Origin of the sequence: Pseudoalteromonas sp. T1lg22, from assembly GCF_002964645.1 — a bacterium.
Lineage (GTDB): Bacteria > Pseudomonadota > Gammaproteobacteria > Enterobacterales > Alteromonadaceae > Pseudoalteromonas.
The window spans coordinates 175,188-191,790 of sequence record NZ_PQBY01000010.1 but is presented as its reverse complement, the minus strand read 5'-3'; the positions used below and the strand labels follow the sequence as shown (position 1 = coordinate 191,790).

The 16,603-nt window shown below is 48.5% G+C and carries 14 protein-coding genes; 8 read left to right on the top strand and 6 right to left on the bottom strand.

Annotation, left to right across the window (positions count from 1 at the left end; genetic code table 11):
* The first annotated feature begins 154 nt into the window (after positions 1-154).
* The 4 genes from C2M24_RS06735 to C2M24_RS06720 all read left to right on the top strand — a co-directional run bounded on the left by C2M24_RS06735 (position 155) and on the right by C2M24_RS06720 (position 3,810).
* Positions 155-391, top strand: coding sequence for an OadG family transporter subunit (locus tag C2M24_RS06735; RefSeq protein ID WP_105200781.1), 237 nt, complete (start codon positions 155-157; stop codon positions 389-391).
* Positions 392-406: 15 nt separating this feature from the next.
* Positions 407-2,203 (top strand): sodium-extruding oxaloacetate decarboxylase subunit alpha, encoded by a 1,797-nt coding sequence (oadA, locus tag C2M24_RS06730; RefSeq protein ID WP_105213726.1) that lies wholly within the window; start codon positions 407-409, stop codon positions 2,201-2,203.
* 8 nt (positions 2,204-2,211) lie between these two features.
* The gene (locus C2M24_RS06725; protein WP_105213725.1) at positions 2,212-3,342 is read left to right on the top strand and encodes a sodium ion-translocating decarboxylase subunit beta; all 1,131 of its coding nucleotides are present in this window, start codon (positions 2,212-2,214) and stop codon (positions 3,340-3,342) included.
* A gap of 288 nt (positions 3,343-3,630) precedes the next feature.
* On the top strand, positions 3,631-3,810 hold the full coding sequence (locus C2M24_RS06720; RefSeq protein ID WP_105213724.1) for a hypothetical protein: 180 nt from the start codon (positions 3,631-3,633) through the stop codon (positions 3,808-3,810).
* Positions 3,811-3,869: 59 nt separating this feature from the next.
* Here the strand turns inward: C2M24_RS06720 and C2M24_RS06715 are convergent, their stop codons facing one another.
* Complete coding sequence (locus C2M24_RS06715) at positions 3,870-5,189, bottom strand: peptidoglycan DD-metalloendopeptidase family protein (RefSeq protein WP_105200777.1); 1,320 nt, start codon at positions 5,187-5,189, stop codon at positions 3,870-3,872.
* A 150-nt stretch (positions 5,190-5,339) separates the two neighbouring features.
* Here C2M24_RS06715 and tyrS point away from each other — a divergent pair, with 150 nt between their 5' ends.
* Positions 5,340-6,542, top strand: a complete 1,203-nt coding sequence (tyrS, locus tag C2M24_RS06710; protein ID WP_105200776.1) for a tyrosine--tRNA ligase — start codon at positions 5,340-5,342, stop codon at positions 6,540-6,542.
* Between the two features lie 204 nt (positions 6,543-6,746).
* Here the strand turns inward: tyrS and mtnN are convergent, their stop codons facing one another.
* A complete protein-coding gene (gene mtnN, locus C2M24_RS06705) occupies positions 6,747-7,454 on the bottom strand; it encodes a 5'-methylthioadenosine/S-adenosylhomocysteine nucleosidase (protein WP_105213723.1) in 708 nt (235 codons plus the stop codon).
* A gap of 344 nt (positions 7,455-7,798) precedes the next feature.
* Positions 7,799-8,722: a GTP cyclohydrolase FolE2 gene (gene folE2 / locus C2M24_RS06700; RefSeq protein ID WP_105200774.1), complete on the bottom strand. Its 924-nt coding sequence runs from the start codon at positions 8,720-8,722 to the stop codon at positions 7,799-7,801.
* Positions 8,723-8,974: 252 nt separating this feature from the next.
* Here folE2 and C2M24_RS06695 point away from each other — a divergent pair, with 252 nt between their 5' ends.
* Together C2M24_RS06695 and arcB are read left to right on the top strand one after the other, a co-directional pair.
* Positions 8,975-10,738, top strand: a complete 1,764-nt coding sequence (locus tag C2M24_RS06695; protein ID WP_105213722.1) for a hypothetical protein — start codon at positions 8,975-8,977, stop codon at positions 10,736-10,738.
* 42 nt (positions 10,739-10,780) lie between these two features.
* The gene (gene arcB / locus C2M24_RS06690) at positions 10,781-13,117 is read left to right on the top strand and encodes an aerobic respiration two-component sensor histidine kinase ArcB (protein WP_105200772.1); all 2,337 of its coding nucleotides are present in this window, start codon (positions 10,781-10,783) and stop codon (positions 13,115-13,117) included.
* On the opposite strand, the gene arcA is transcribed toward arcB, so the two are convergent.
* Positions 13,114-13,830 (bottom strand): two-component system response regulator ArcA, encoded by a 717-nt coding sequence (arcA, locus tag C2M24_RS06685; RefSeq protein ID WP_105213721.1) that lies wholly within the window; start codon positions 13,828-13,830, stop codon positions 13,114-13,116. The genes arcB and arcA overlap by 4 nt on opposite strands.
* A 538-nt stretch (positions 13,831-14,368) precedes the next feature.
* Between arcA and C2M24_RS06680 the strand changes: the two genes are divergently transcribed.
* Complete coding sequence (locus C2M24_RS06680; RefSeq protein ID WP_105213720.1) at positions 14,369-14,830, top strand: DUF3293 domain-containing protein; 462 nt, start codon at positions 14,369-14,371, stop codon at positions 14,828-14,830.
* Here C2M24_RS06680 and C2M24_RS06675 read toward each other — a convergent pair.
* Together C2M24_RS06675 and trmB are read right to left on the bottom strand one after the other, a co-directional pair.
* Positions 14,827-15,873 carry a methyltransferase gene (locus C2M24_RS06675; RefSeq protein ID WP_105213719.1) on the bottom strand — a complete coding sequence of 349 codons (1,047 nt, stop codon included), beginning with the start codon at positions 15,871-15,873 and terminating at the stop codon, positions 14,827-14,829. The two genes, C2M24_RS06680 and C2M24_RS06675, sit on opposite strands and share 4 nt — an antisense overlap.
* Position 15,874: 1 nt before the next feature.
* Positions 15,875-16,600 carry a tRNA (guanosine(46)-N7)-methyltransferase TrmB gene (gene trmB / locus C2M24_RS06670; RefSeq protein ID WP_105213718.1) on the bottom strand — a complete coding sequence of 242 codons (726 nt, stop codon included), beginning with the start codon at positions 16,598-16,600 and terminating at the stop codon, positions 15,875-15,877.
* Positions 16,601-16,603: the final 3 nt, after the last annotated feature.

Here is a 16,603-nt window from a genome sequence, read left to right as displayed (position 1 = left end):
CTCTCTAAGTGGCTAGTTTTAAAGCTAATTAATAGCCTTAGAGTAAACTTAAATATTGGTAATACCAATTTACATTGTGTAGACAATTTACTTTTATTTGATATGGTGTTGATTCTACGTTTACCAAAATTAACAGAAATGCACTGGAGTGAGGATGAAGATTGCAGCACTGATGCTTGAAGCAGCGGGATTAATGGCGACCGGGATGCTGGTGGTTTTTATGTTTTTGCTGCTGCTGATTGGCGCCTTAAAGCTGATGTCGCACTTTCTGCAAGAAGATGAGTCGACTGGGGCGCAGTTATCGACAAGCAGAGGACCAGTCACAGAGGGCATACCTAAAGCCCATATCGCAGCCATTGCCGCAGCGGTTCACCAGTATAGAAAGCAATAATAATAGGGGCACAGAATGTCAAAATTACATTTAACAGAGCTGGTATTACGAGATGCACACCAGTCTTTACTGGCAACGCGTATGCGCTTGGACGATATGTTGCCCATAGCCGCCAAGCTGGATCAGGTAGGATACTGGTCCGTTGAATCATGGGGCGGCGCCACCTTTGATGCATGTATTCGTTATCTGGGTGAAGATCCTTGGCTGCGCATTCGCGAGCTTAAAAAGGCGATGCCAAATACTAAGCAGCAAATGCTGCTGCGCGGACAAAACTTGCTGGGTTATCGCCACTATGGCGATGATGTAGTGACCAAGTTTGTAGAGCGTGCTCACGCCAATGGCGTCGATGTGTTTCGTATTTTTGATGCCATGAATGATGTGCGCAACCTAGAAACGGCCATTAAGGCCGCGGTTAATGTGGGCGCTCATGCCCAGGGCACGATTTCCTATACGGTATCGCCGGTACATACCTTGGATATGTGGTTAACCCAGGCCAAACAACTTGAAGACATGGGTTGTCATTCCATCTGCATTAAGGATATGGCGGGATTATTAAAGCCCTATGATGCCCATGAGTTGATCACCGGATTAAAACAAACCGTGTCCTTGCCTATCGCCATGCAATGTCATGCCACCACGGGCTTAAGCACTGCCACCTATCAAAAGGCCATAGATGCGGGTATTGATATGCTCGATACCGCAGTTTCCAGTATGAGCCAAACCTATGGCCACAGTGCCACCGAAACCATGGTTGCGATAGTTGAAGATACGCCAAGAGATACGGGCTTAGACTTGGGGCTGTTAGAAGAAATTGCTGCCTATTTTCGCGATGTGCGAAAAAAATACGCTCAGTTTGAGGGCAGCCTAAAGGGCGTGGATGGCCGCATTCTTTTGGCTCAGGTACCTGGTGGCATGCTGACCAATATGGAAAACCAGCTAAAAGAGCAGGGCGCCGCGGATCGCCTCGATGAGGTACTCAAAGAGATCCCTCAGGTACGTAAAGATCTTGGCTACTTACCGCTTGTTACGCCAACTTCGCAAATTGTCGGTACGCAGGCGGTGTTAAATGTACTCACAGGTGAGCGTTATAAGTCCATCACCAAGGAAACCGCCGGGGTATTGAAAGGTGAATACGGCGCTACGCCAGCACCGGTGGATAGCCTGCTGCAACAGCAGGTACTTAACGGTGCTGAGGCTATTAGCTGTCGCCCCGCCGATTTAATCGATGCGGAGCTGGATAAACTGACCGCTGAGTTGGACGAACATGCGAAAACGCAGCAGTTGCAGCTTGCCGATGAAGTTATAGACGATGTGCTGACCTACGCCTTATTCCCGCAAATTGGTCTGAAGTTCTTGGCGAACCGTAATAATCCTGATGCCTTTGAGCCAGTACCTACCGGTGAGATAAACCAAGACGCGGTCGCGCCTGCGGTTTCTCCCCATGCTAAAGCGCCTGCACAAGGCGGACCTGAGCGCTACAGCATTAGTGTTGATGGCAAGGCTTATGATGTTGTTGTGGCCCCGGGCGGTGAGCTGGAAAGTGTTCGCGCCATCGCAGGTGAGGGTGAAAATCCGCCACAAAGTGCGGTAATAAGCAGTGGCGAAACCCTGAATGCACCACTGACAGGCAATATCTTCAAGGTGCTGGTTAAGCCGGGACAGCAGGTTAATGAAGGTGATGTGGTTATCATCATGGAAGCGATGAAGATGGAAACCGAAGTGCGCGCTTTACATGGTGGTAAAGTGGCCGAAGTACTGGTGCGCGAAGGCGACTCGGTAAGCACAGGCGATGCGCTTATCGCGCTGGCCTAGGAGGAGCTATGGAAGCAGTCGTTAATCTTTGGCAGGCCACGGGCATAGCCAACTTTTCCGCCGGCCAGTTGATCATGATAGCTGTGGGCTGTCTACTCTTGTATTTGGCGATAGCCCGCAACTTTGAGCCCTTGCTTTTGGTGCCCATAGGCTTTGGTGCGTTACTGACCAACATCCCTGTGGCCGGTATGGCCGACCCTAACGGTATTCTCTATTACGTTTATCATGTAGGTATAGATACCGGGATATTTCCCTTATTGATCTTTATGGGTGTTGGGGCACTGACCGATTTTAGTGCCCTGATAGCCAACCCGCGCATGTTGCTCCTGGGGGCGGCGGCACAATTTGGTATCTTCGCCACCTTGTTTGGCGCCATAGCCCTGAACTATGTGCCTGGCTTTGAATTTACCCTTAAAGATGCCTCGGCTATCGCCATTATAGGTGGTGCCGATGGCCCTACGGCGATATTCCTGGCTTCAAAATTGGCCCCGGATTTACTCGGTGCCATTGCCGTTGCTGCCTATTCCTATATGGCCCTGGTACCCATTATTCAGCCGCCTATTATGCGGGCGCTAACATCGGAGCAGGAGCGAAAAATTGAAATGCCGCAACTGCGGACTGTGTCGAAAAAGGAAAAAATTATCTTCCCGCTTATGGTGCTGGCGCTTACCGCCATGTTCCTGCCGGCAGCGGCGCCCTTGGTCGGGATGTTTTGTTTGGGCAACCTGATGCGTGAAAGTGGGGTGGTGGACCGTCTCAGCGGCACGGCGCAAAACGAGCTGATCAATATCACTACCATCTTTTTAGGTCTGGGCGTGGGCTCTAAACTGGCGGCGGATAAGTTTTTAACCGTGGAAACCCTGGGCATATTGGCGCTCGGAGCCTTGGCATTTTCCATCGGCACCGCCTCTGGGGTGTATATGGCCAAGGCGTTAAATCGCTTTTCGAAAACGCCCATTAACCCCTTGGTTGGTGCTGCGGGAGTGTCTGCTGTGCCCATGGCGGCGCGGGTGGTTAACAAGGTCGGGCTTGAAAATAACCCACATAACTTCTTATTGATGCACGCCATGGGTCCCAATGTCGCCGGTGTGCTTGGTAGTGCGGTGGCCGCGGGTATCTTGCTTGCCCTGGTAGGCTAAAATCGGTTAATTGGCTCTTCCTAGCCATTGCGCACCTTGGTTGTGAACTCACTAAGGTGCGCTTTTTTATGCCTTGTAGGTCGGGCTTTGCCGCCATGGATGGCGGTACTAGAGTAACGCAGGAGCAGTTACCTAGCAGCCCGACAAAAGATAACCCCCAGCCTCATTGTCGACGCAAAGCATCGACCTACAGGTAAAGCCCCGCCCACAACACTAACCTCAGACAATCAAGACGCTAATATGCTTGGTATGTTATAAGGGGAGTATTGAATTAAGGAGTAGATAAGCATGAATGCGATTTTGATTATCCTCGCTTTGTTTTTAGCCTTGGCCATCGCCGTGCCTTTATTGGAGCGCTATCAGCAGCAAATGGGGCTCAATAAAATGGTGCGGTTTCGTAAATACATCATCCCCTTGGTAGCAATTAGCCTGATCCTGCAGCTGTTGTACTTGGCGTTTAATCGCTAGCTAGTTCGCAGGCATAAAAAAAGCACCCTGAGGTGCTTTTTTTATTCGTATCACAATACTTATTTGCTGTTCATGGCCAGCTGAATTTCGCGCTCACGCTCCAATTGCGCCAACAAGGTATCGGCAATTGGTTTGAACTTGGCTAGCTCACTAGCCGGTAGCGGCTCTGACTTAGGCAGCTTAACGGTTTTCGGATTACGGTGAACACCGTTAACCAGGAACTCATAGTGCAGGTGAGCGCCGGTAACGCGACCTGTAGCCCCAACCGTACCAATTAATTGACCCTGTTTAACCTTCTCACCTTGCTTAACCTTACGCTTATGCAGGTGCAGGTACTTAGTAACATAGGTATTACCGTGCTGGATAAAGACATAGTTACCGTTAAAGCGGTTATAGCCAGCCTTGAGTACGCGACCATTACCCGCGGCAACCACAGGAGTGCCGGTCTTAGCTGCGTAATCTATGCCGCGGTGCGGTTTAACCGTTTTCGTTACTGGGTGAAGGCGACGAGGGTTAAAGCTTGAGCTGATATATTTAAAGTTAACCGGGGCACGTAAGAAGGCCTTTTTCATGCTGCGGCCTTGCGGTGTATAGAAGTTACCATCGCTGTGTAGCACGGCGGCATAACGCTCGCCTTGGTTAATAAATTCGGCAGCAAGGATCTTGCCTGTGCCAATATATTCACCATCCACATGGTGAGTTTCATAAATCAAACTGAATTGATCGTCTTTGCGCAGGTCGTTGGCAAAGTCCACATCCCAACCAAAAATGGTAGCAAAATTCATAATTTGTTTTTCGCTCAGACCGGCGCTGATCCCTGCGGTCCAAAAGCTACCGTTAATCGAGCCCGAGGCCGATTTGGTCAGAGTCTCAATTTCTTTGGAGTCGATGGCGGTATCGTAACTGCCTTCGTTGTTTAATGTTACGAACAGGGTATCTGTTTTGCTAAGCACATATTTTAACTGCTGCAATTCGCCTTGCTCATTTTTTGCAAAGCTAAGCACTTCACCGGGATGAATCTTGGTTAGTTTTTTGGTTTCTTCGTTGGTATTAACGAGTTTGTGCAGAGTTTGTGCGGAAAAGCCGGCGCGCTTAAAGATAACAGCCAGGCTGTCACCATTTTTTACTTCAAAGTCTTGGTGTTCGTAGCTAGGCAGGGTAAGGGCTTCTTCGGCGGAATTAAGCTCGGCAATTTTTTCTTCATCTTCCAGCTTAACTTGTAGCTCGTAGCGTTTGCCTACCTCTAGTGGTTTAGCATCGTTATCCTTTGAAGCCGTAGCTCGTTCCGTAGGTATAAGCATCAAGGTAACAATAGTCACCAAGAAGCCCACAATGAGCATTTTGTGTTTATTGGGGAGCTTGTGTACCACGCTTACCATAACCTACCTTTTTTGCCATAAAGGAAATAAAACTAACCAATGGCTGAGCATATATCTAATATTGGCAAAATACCAGGGTTTTGTGCATTTAAACCGGCGCCAAAGTGCGCTAGAATCGCGCGGTTAGCACATATTTTATCGGAGAAATAAATGACAGACTTGCAGACGGCACTGGCAGAAATTAAACGCGGTGCTGAGGAAATTTTACTCGAAGACGAGTTGGCAGAACGACTTAAGTCAGGGAAAAAACTAAGAATTAAGGCTGGTTTTGATCCTACGGCGCCGGATCTTCATCTAGGCCATACGGTGCTTATCAACAAGATGAAAACCTTCCAGGACTTAGGCCATGAAGTAATCTTTTTGATCGGTGATTTTACCGGCATGATAGGTGATCCAACGGGTAAAAATGTAACCCGTAAACCTTTAACCCGTGAAGATGTGTTAGCTAACGCCGAAACCTATAAAGAGCAAGTCTTTAAAATCCTAGACCCTGAGAAAACCACCATTGCCTTTAACTCACAGTGGATGGAAAACTTAGGTACAGCGGGAATGATCAAACTCGCGGCCAAACAGACCGTAGCACGTATGCTTGAGCGTGATGACTTTAAAAAACGCTATGCTAATGGTCAGGCGATTGCTATTCATGAGTTTTTATATCCTTTGGTGCAAGGATGGGATTCGGTAGCACTTGAAGCCGATGTTGAGCTAGGTGGTACCGATCAGCGCTTTAACCTGCTGATGGGCCGCGAGCTACAAAAAGACGAAGGTCAAAAGCCGCAAACCGTGCTAATGATGCCATTGCTGGAAGGTACAGATGGCGTCCAAAAAATGTCGAAATCTTTGGGTAACTATATAGGTATCACAGACTCGCCTGAGGACATGTTCGGCAAAATAATGTCTATCTCCGATGATCTAATGTGGCGTTATTACGAGTTATTAAGTGCTTTGAGCCTGGAGCAAGTCGAGGCATTAAAGGTGGATGTTGCCAATGGCACCAACCCTCGTGATATCAAGATTGCCCTGGCCAAGGAAATTATCACCCGTTTCCACGATGAGCAGGCGGCGCAGCAGGCTCATGATGATTTCACCCAGCGTTTTTCTAAAAATGCTTTGCCTGATGATATCGAAGAGCAGACGTTGGACTGTGCTGATGCCGAAATGATGATCACGGCCTTGCTTAAAGATGCGAATTTGGTTGCCAGTACATCTGAAGCCATCCGCATGATCAAACAAGGTGCGGTAAAAATCGACGGTGAAACCAAGGTTGATGACAGCAAGCTGATGATAGCCAAAGGTACAACCGCGGTATACCAGGTTGGTAAACGTCGCTTTGCCAAGGTTACTCTGGCCTAATAAAAAGCCGTAGTGCTAAAAATAACTAAGCCACCTTCAGGGTGGCTTTTTTTATGCCATGTTTTAGGCGAGCAATAAATTGACTAAAAGCGAGCCGCTGCAGGAAAAATGTGTGGTGCGGGGGCAGTGGCGGCCATCGCGCTAAGGCGACAGCTGCCAATAACTGCAATTACTCAGGTGATTGCTAAACGCCGCCAACGGCATTTATAGGCTAACGTTGGAAAGCTTGGTTAGCATGGCCATCACCATGGCCGATGAGTTCTTTGATGCTACCTCAAGGTAGGCCTCAAATGAGCCTGGAGATTCTTTACCGGCAATATCTGACAGCGAGCGGATCACCACAAAAGGAGTGTTAAGTAGGTGACAGGCCTGAGCAATGGCCGCACCTTCCATTTCTACCGCCAACATGGTGGGGAATTGCGCTCGGGTTTGCTCGATACGGGCCGGATCACACATAAAAGAATCACCGGTACAAACCAGACCAACCAAAGACTGACACTGCGCCAGCTCGGCAATAGATTGCTCCGCTACCTTTACCAGCTCAGGATGAGAAGTATAAGCGGCTGGCATTTGTGGCACTTGGCCGAATTCATAACCAAAAGCGGTTACATCCACGTCATGGTGGCGCAACTCATTGGCAATGGCGACATCGCCTACCGCCAGACGTTGATCAAAGCCACCGGCAGAGCCCGTGTTGATTACACAATCCGGGTGGAATTGTTCAACTAAAATAGTGGTAGCAACGGCCGAGGCAACCTTACCGATACCCGATTGCACCAAGGTCACTTCCTGGTCGTTTAATTGCCCGTGATAGAAGGTGAAGCCACCTTGCTCGAGAACTTCAACGTTACTCATTTGCTCACGTAAAATTGCAATTTCCGGCTCCATAGCGCCGATAATACCTACTTTCATAGCATCTCTAATTTATTGGCAAAAACAGCCCTTAGTATATCAAAGGCTGTATCGATATGGCATTAAATCTCCGCCACCTGGGTCGAGGTGATAATGACAGGGCCTTGCATTTTTGCCTTGGCTTGGGGCGGTGACAGCACTGCAGGAGGCCGATTTATGGCTGGTTCAGCTTATGCTGAGCTTAAGTAAAATAGCACTGCACAGGGACTTAAGTCGAGAATTGAGAAGGGAGTGAATTTCATGAGTTACTCCAGAGCGAATATTGACATATACGCTCTGGGAGCAATAAGCCTGCTCGAACTGCTAGGAGCTTGAGCCTTGCTGAGTGATTTGTTATCCAGCCTCTAAGGCTGATAACCACCGGCAATGCCTTTAGTAGCAATGGCTACGGCATCATGGGCGTGCAGCGACTCATAGTGGTTAATACGCAACCAGAAGTCTTGTACATCGGCGTCTTGATTCAGGGTCGATTTGATCTTGCGCGCCGCATCCTCACAGAACATCAGGTTTTCACCGTTAAGGCGAGCAAATTCCTGTTCGTCTTCGCGTTTTACCGCGGTTTGCACTGGAGTTTTCAGGGTGTTTTCTATGGCGTCGATCAGGGCCAGGAAGTTGAATGCTGAAACCTGGCTAGCCAAGCGCACCTTCACCTCGGCAACCGAGCGCTGAGAATGCGGAGTGGCACTGATCCCTTCACTGCTGCCAAGCCAGGCATGCACATCGGCGAAGCTTAGTTCTTTGGCATCGAAATCGCGCACAAAGTTGGCCTGAATCAGCTGTCGCGCCAGGGCTGCCGAGCAGGGGCAGGTTGACGAATAGGTCACCTTAATGCCGACTTCAAACTCCAGTTTGCCTTCATTGATGCGTGCATCAATGGCGATAGGGTAAAACTTCCAGCCGCTGTTATCGCTTAACAGGGCCGGGCGACGAAGTGGTAAGTCAAAGGCCAGGCTGATACGCGCCTGTGAACTGATATCACAGTGCGAGCTGATAAACTTATCCAGTGTAGCCTTAATATTTAGCGGCGTTACCGCTGGGGCGCTGGAGAGTTCATCAAGTGCTAAAAACAATCGCGACATATGAATGCCTTTGGCATTTTTGTCGATCAGGTTAACAAAAGCCTGGGCTTTGGCGTTTACGACCACGGGCGCAAGGCCGTCGGATTCGACCAGCAGCGGCAGCTCAATATCACTCATCCCCACCCACTCTAGTGTTTCTTGAACGGGAGCTGAACTCGTGTTAGCAATATCTGGCATGGCGTTGTGCATGGCCTTCCTCATAGGTAATACTGAAAAGCCCGATATTCTACCTGAAAATTAGCAAATGTGGAGTTTACAGGCGCCATAACTAGCAGCAGATGCAAAAGCGTATCTCTTGTTAATATTAAAGGTGTAACTATTCCCATACACTGCAAACATTGTTAATATTCTGTATTGCTGTACACCTGCTTTTAACCCGTAACTTGCAAAATAATAATAATGACCAGTCCCATGAAATCATTTCTATTAAGAGTTGCCTCAATGGCAATACTAGGTAGCTCTAGCGTTAGCGCTCAAGCGGCACCCCAGTTATTGCTAATGGCCGATGATCTACAAGTGTGCTCCAGTGAGCGATTGCAATATTGTAATAGCGAATCTCGCGAGCGCCTGAATAAGAACAGCTATAAACAACAGCCGGTTTTCAAGATCACCGATGAAGGCCTGGAGCGTATTGTTAATATGGCCTGGACCGAACAGTCGAATATTCGTAATCAGGCTGTGGAAATCTTAACCAAGGCACGACAACATTTTGCCGATGACGTCTTTAGCCAACAAGAATTCGAACGTTACCTGCGTCGCAGCGACTTTAAGTTGAGCAACAGCGAGACAACGGCACGAGAGTTTTGGTTTAACTTGTTTGGTTTTGAGCAGCAAAACTTTTTTGACCTGCTAGAGCAAAAACAGGGGAATAGTAAGCGCCGCTTAAAGCCTCAGGTTGATATTAACGGTACTCGCGATTGGGTCACCAAGGATGCTTTTGCGACACTCTTTAGTGCGGCACAAGGTATTGCCGAAGCCAAACGTAAGCCGCGTATCGCCTTTGTAACCGGCGGTAGCCGCGACCCGTATCGCGATGTTGAGTATTATCAGACCCTGTTTGAACAACTGGGTTTTGAAGCGCACTGGCTGGCCATAGACGGCGCAATGCAAGCCCTGAATAACACTAATGATTCGGCGCAATGCGCTAACCTGGCCGAGTATCAGGTGTCGCGATTGGCAAGTTTCCGTCGTGATGTTTTGTACCCGCAGCTATATCAAAAGCAGCAAAAGCTATGTCGCGACCCAGAGCAACTTTATGATCTGCTGCGTCGTTCCGATGCGCTATTTATCGCCGACTCCAGTCCCTTGCTGCTGTACCACGCGTTTTATAAAAATGCCAACCAGCCCAGCGAGCTGCTGAAGAAGATCCAAGAAATGACGGCGAAAGGCCAGTTGCTGGTAGCTGCGCAAGGCGAGTCGGTTAACGCCATGGTCGGTGGTAGCAATAATGCCACTATTCTTTCTGGTGAAGGCGTACAGGTCTTAACGGAACAGCCAATTATTTATGGCAATGGTTTTGAAGCCTGTCGTTTAGGCGTTGACTGTATTTCCGTAACCAATAATCGTGAGCTTAGCTATCTTCAGTCTGGGGTGTTAGATCTTTTCCCATGGGGCACCCTGGATACGCAAGTGGCGCGTCACGGTAAACAGCCACGTTTAATTAAGGCTGGCGTGCAAAACTCAAGCTCAATGATCTTTGGTCTTGATAGTAATAGTTACGCCACTGTTGAGCGTGTTGTCGACGGCGATACGGACGATATTGAGGTGCAGGTATTTGGTGAAGGTGGCCTTTGGTTAGGCGACTTGCGTCAAAGTCAGGACTCAATGTCCGGGGCTATGCAATATGGTCCTTTTGACAGTTATTTCCTAACCCATGAGGACAAGATCAGCATGCGTGGTGGCGTGGTTAATGTTGAACTGGCCTCTTGGAAACAAGCGGTGAACACCACTAGTGCCGGCCCGCTAGTGAATACATCGACACCCTTTAGCCGTGCCAACTATCACAAGCTAGGGCAAATGCAGTGTAATACCGGGGCGGCCACCGCCGGCGGTAGCAGTGATATAGACAACCAAAGTTATGAGCTGATCTTAAACGCCAGCGGCGCCAGCAATATGCGTAAAGGGGTGTTGGTTAAAGGCGGAAAACGCATGGGCGTGTGCTCATTCGCAAGAATCTCAACGCAGATACTGCCAAAGGCACTCTAAGTTGATTACAATAGAGGGGTTTGTAGCAAAACCCCTTTTTTTATGATTGACTCTTCCCTGAGCCCCTGGGTTCGTGTTTTAACAAATCTCCTTATACGCTTCGGGACTTGGTATGCCGGCGCCATAGTCTATGGTGTGTTCATTGTTGCCGCACTGATCTTCAGCGCCATGTATTATTATGTCGCTACCGGCGAAATCATGTTGCTGGATGTTTTGGCCGTGGTATTTTTTACCGCCGTGGCAGCACCCTTAGTGATCATGGTGGTGCTGCAATCCATCACGCAATTACAAGACTCGCAAAAATACTTAGAGACGGCGACCAAGCAAGAAAAGCTGCTCAACCAATCATTAAAAGACAATATTCGCCTCCTGAACACAGAGATCGATGAGCGGAAAATGGCCCTTAATGCCAAATATCGTGCAATTGATGAGCTGCGTCGGGAAATTGCCGAGCGTAAGAAAACCCAGGTCGAGTTGGCGCAGCAGGGCATGTTGCTACGCTCCATAGTCGACTCCTCTCCCGACCTTTTCTATTACCGTGACCGCCAAGGTGTGTTTGCTGGCTGCAACAAGATGTTTGAAAAGGTGATGGACCGTAGTTCTGATCAGCTTATCGGCATGAAGGCCGAAGATATCTATCCAGCACAATTATTACCGGCGGTGCTTAAAACCGATCGTCAGGTCGAGTCCTCGCACGAGGCCGTGACCGTGGATGTGCAATATCCGGTGGATGGCGAACAAAGGTGGTTTGAGATGCGCAAGCTGCCGTTTATCAATGATAAGGGTGAATATATAGGCCTATTGGCTTTCGGTCGTGATATCACCAGTCGTAAAGAAGCCGAGCAGGCCCTTGAAACAGCCTTTAAGGACAAGGGTAAATTTATTGCTACCTTGTCCCATGAACTACGCACTCCACTCAATGGCATAGTGGGTTTAACCCGTATGCTGCTTGATACCGAGCTTAGTAAACAACAGCGCAGCTGGTGTAATACGGTCTTTTCCAGCGCCGAGACTTTGGGCAATATTTTCAACGATATTATTGACCTGGATAAAATTGACCGGGAGCAACTGGATATAGTCACCGAGCCGGTCAGTGTCGCCGACTTTATCAATGATGTGGTTAACTTTGGTGCCTTAATTGCCGCGCAAAAAGAGCTGTCATTCGATATAGAGCGCGTGGGTGAACTCCATGTATATGCGCAAATTGACCCGACGCGTTTGCGCCAGGTGCTTTGGAACCTGATTAATAACGCCGTTAAGTTTACCACCGAGGGCGGGGTTGCCTTGAGCTGTGAACATCAGCAACAGGGCGATAATCATAGCCTGATCTTGACCGTGCGCGACTCAGGCATTGGCATTCCCGATGACCAGCTTAGCCATATTTTTGATATGTATTACAAGGCTCCGGATGCCAGCGGCGCTAATGCCATAGGTTCGGGGATTGGCCTGGCGGTGACCAAGGCTCTGGTGAGTGCCATGGGTGGTGATATTCAGGTGAACTCATGCCCAGGCGAGGGCAGCAGCTTTACCGTGAGTATTCCTTTGCAATTGACTTCTGCTCCGGTAGTCGAGAGCTATGAGTGTAAGAGCCTTAATATCCTGCTGGTTGAAGACGTGCCGCTCAACGCCGAAATCGCTACTAACCTGCTGGAGCAGCGCGGCCATGAGGTGATCTGGGCGGAAACCGGTGAAGATGCGCTGGCCTTTGTGGAAACCGAGGATGATCTCGACCTGGTGTTGCTGGATATGCAGTTACCTGATATCAACGGCGATGTGGTGGCCAGGGAAATTCGCGAACAAAGCGAGTTCGACCATCTTCCCATAGTGGTGCTCACCGCCAATGTGCGCAGTGCCGAAGAAGAGCTGCGCGGCATTAATATACAAGGTGCACTGGCCAAGCCCATCAACACCACCAAGCTCGACAATATGCTGTCACAGCTGTTTGGGATAGGCGAGGGATGCATGCAACAGGTAGCGGCTGAGCGTTTGGTGCATCAGCAAACTCTAGCGCCAACACTTAAGCTTGATGAGCGTTTGCTCGACCAGGAAATTATCAGTGAGTTTATAGACTCCATGGGAGTTACGGCGTTTTCACGCAGTGTTGCCCTGTTTGCCAAGCTTGCTCCCGGCTATCAGCAAGAACTGCTTGTTAGCGTGGCTGACGACGTTGAAGAGTATAAATCCGTGGCCCATAAGATTAAGGGTGCGGCTGGCTCTGTGGGTCTAAAGGCGGTGCAGTTGCAGGCCAAGAAGATGGAAAACCAGTGTCTTGAGGTTGAGCTGGAGTTGCGCCAAAGCTGGCTGGATGAGTTAGACGGGCAAATAAAAGAAGGGCTCGAGGCCCTTCAGTCATTCTTATCTAGTTTGGCAGATGATTAGTTATCAATCTTGCCGATGAAGCGGTAGCCTTCACCATGAATCGTGCTGATAAGCTCAGGTGTGCTACTGTCGCTTTCGAAGTGCTTACGAATACGGCGAATGGTTACATCCACGGTACGGTCATTGGCACGTAATTCACGGCCAGTCATATGCTTAATTAACTGTTCACGGCTAAAAATACGACCCGGTGAATCAAGCATCAGACGTAGAGCACGGTACTCACCCTTAGGTAGGCGTTTAGATTCGCCTGCAGGTGAAGTAAGGCAGCGACTGTTTTCGTCCAGCTCCCAACCGTTAAAGTTTACAACGCCATCTGAATCTAGCGCCGGATCGTCCTTGCTCGCCGCGGTGCGAGAAATAAGGTTACGGGCGCGAATGGTTAACTCGCGAGGATTGAATGGCTTGGTAATATAGTCATCAGCGCCAATTTCTAAGCCTAGAATACGGTCGACATCGTTGTCACGACCGGTCAAGAAAATAAGGCCAACATTACGCTTCTGGCGTAACTCGCGCGCGAGGATCAGGCCGTTTTTACCTGGTAAGTTGATATCCATAACAACCAGGTTAATATCGTCATTGGTGGTGAGTTTGTCATGCATATCATCACCATCAATGGCTTCAATCACTTTGTAGCCTTCAGCTTCAAATAAGCTAACGAGGTTTAGACGAGTAACATCTTCATCCTCAACGATCAGAATGACTGGCGTTTGCATTGTTTATTAACCTTTTCGGAATAAAATATTTACATAAAGACGGAAAATAGGAACTTTCCGAATACTTGCGATTATAGGAGTATATCTAAATGTTAACAAGTAAAAACAATTTGGATAAAATTTAGACGCACTCAAGATTCTAGCTGAATATTTACACTAATTTTTCAGCCGACCTTCGTTGTTGACATACAATCGAATTTGCTCACTCATTATTCACCAAGCTAAGGCTTTGGTATGAGTGAAAAACTCAAAATCGACCTTTAATAGATAATAAATTCAAGGGTGAATTTTGAGCCAAGGAGATAGTATATCATTCTCTTTTTTACCTTCAAAGCATGGGATGGCTGTTATGTGAAAAAGTTCCTTCGTTTTTATACTTTTAGGTGTTTTTTTACGTTTGATAACGCTTTTTTACGTATTTTTCGACTTTTGTTGCGTTTAGTTAAACAAAAAAACACCCATGCTGCCCCCGTGTGATCATTATCAATAAGATGATTAAGTTGTAAGCATGAGAATGAGTGAGGAGAGAAGTACCCTTATGTTCAAATCAGGTGTTAAAGACATAGCTCCGGCATCACTTGATGTCTACCTTGATGCTTATACGCAGGCCCATTTTGTTTTTGCCCAGCGCTTGCCCAAAGCGACAAGTGGCTGTGTTATTACCGCCTCTAATCCCTATGGGCGGCAAGTAGGAATACGTAAAAACCGTCATCAACTGGGTTTGTTGATTGAGGCTGTTAGGCATCATGGTCATAGCCTGGGCTTTGGTGGCGACAAGCGCATGCAATATCGTGAGGCTAGTGTATTTGTGCGCTGCAATCCCAAATTGGGGTGGGGTTATTTGCGGCGCTTTCAGCAAAATGGTGTGTATCTTGTGCGTCGAGGAGTGTTGTATTTATTGTTGGCGGATGGCCGGGAGCTTAAGTTAGGTTGTACGCTAGCAAGTAGAATACGAAAACGCCCTGGTTTGCCGCGGCTAAACAGGGCGCAAGTAATTTAGCGGTTTTGATACACGGCAAAACGTTTGGTTTTTGCCAAGGTGCCATGATGCTTAAAGTGCGTTTGCAGTTGCTCTGGGTAAGCCAGGAAACTATTGGCCACCAGGGTTAGCTCGCCACCTCGGTTTAAATGATCCTTGGCGGCGGCAAAGAAGCGCTCGGTGATCTTATAATCGGTTTTTAAGCCGGTATGGAACGGTGGGTTGCTAATGATCAGATCAAAGCGCTTATCCACTTCACTTAAGCCGTCACTCAGCAACACTGCACCATCTACATCATTAGCGGCAAAGGTTTGCGCCGTGGCATAGCCAGCCAGGGCGTTAACGTCGAGCCCGGTAACCTTGACCTTAGGGTTTCGCTTGGCACAGAAGCTGGCAATAATGCCGGCGCCGCAGCCAAAGTCCAGTAAGCTTTTGGCTTTTGGATATGCGGGTAGGCTATCTAGCAGCAGGGCGGTGCCGTCGTCCAGTTGCCCATGGTTAAACACCCCTGGCAGGCTGACGACCTTGCACTCTATGCTTTGCCCGGCGATATCTCGGGTTAGCGTAAAGGTTTTATGGTAACGGCTAATATCAAACTCGGTTAACAGAGCGATATCCGTGTATTGATACAACTGGCAATGCTTGGCCGAGTCAAGCTTATGACCTTGAGCCAGATCTTTGAGCTGTTTCTCGATAGACTTAACGCCACCTTTTTTCTCGCCTACGACTAAAAGTCTGGCATCGGCATTGATGCTGGCACGAATATTATCTAGTGTCATCAGGGCTTCGGCCTTGGCCTTAGGGTAGTAGTAGATCACCAGATCAAACTTTTGCTCCGGCAACTGATGAGACACTAAAGTAGTGACATTGGCGCCGCTTAGTTGGTTTTTTGCAAACTGGCCGTCGGCAAAATTGTAACTAAACAGGCAAATATTTGCGTGCGGGTTCAGGGCTCGCAATTGGTGAGCGAAACCATCGCAGTTAAAGTTAACCACTAGAATTGAGTCGGAGCTCAATAGCTCATCACTGCGCAGCAACAGCTGCGATGGATTACTCAACTGCATCTTATTTCACGCGCTCGAACATAAGATCCCATACTCCGTGACCAAGACGGTGACCGCGTTGTTCAAACTTGGTAAGGGGACGTGAGTCTGGGCGCGGCATATAGTCATTGGTAGGCGACTGGTTAGCGTAGTTTTCGCTTGCCTGCATTACTTCAAGCATGTGCTCGGCGTAATTTTCCCAGTCGGTGGCCATATGGAAAACACCACCGATTTTTAATTTGCTGCGTAGGCTCTCGACAAACTCAGGCTGTACTATGCGACGCTTATGGTGACGCTTTTTATGCCAAGGATCTGGGAAGAACAGCTGTACCTTGGCCAGTGAACCATCGGCGATACAATCTGCCAGCACTTCTACGGCATCGTGTTCGAATACGCGCAGGTTAGTAACTTCCTGGGCATCGGCATCCATTAAACAAGCACCCACGCCAGGGCGGTGTACTTCAATGCCGATAAAGTTGCTGTTTGGGTCGTTCTTGGCCATTTCGACCAATGATTTACCCATGCCAAAACCGATTTCCAGCACAACTGGGTTGTCGTTGCCAAATACCTTGGTGAAATCAAGTAGGCCGTTTTTATGCTCTAGGCCCATGCTTGGCCAACACTTTTCTAATGATGCTGCCTGACCTTTGGTTAAGCGGCCTTCACGTTTTACAAAGCTGCGCACCTTGCGAATGTATTTGCCTTCGCGCTCGGCTTGCGCAAGAGCCTGTTGTGTTGATTCACTCATGAT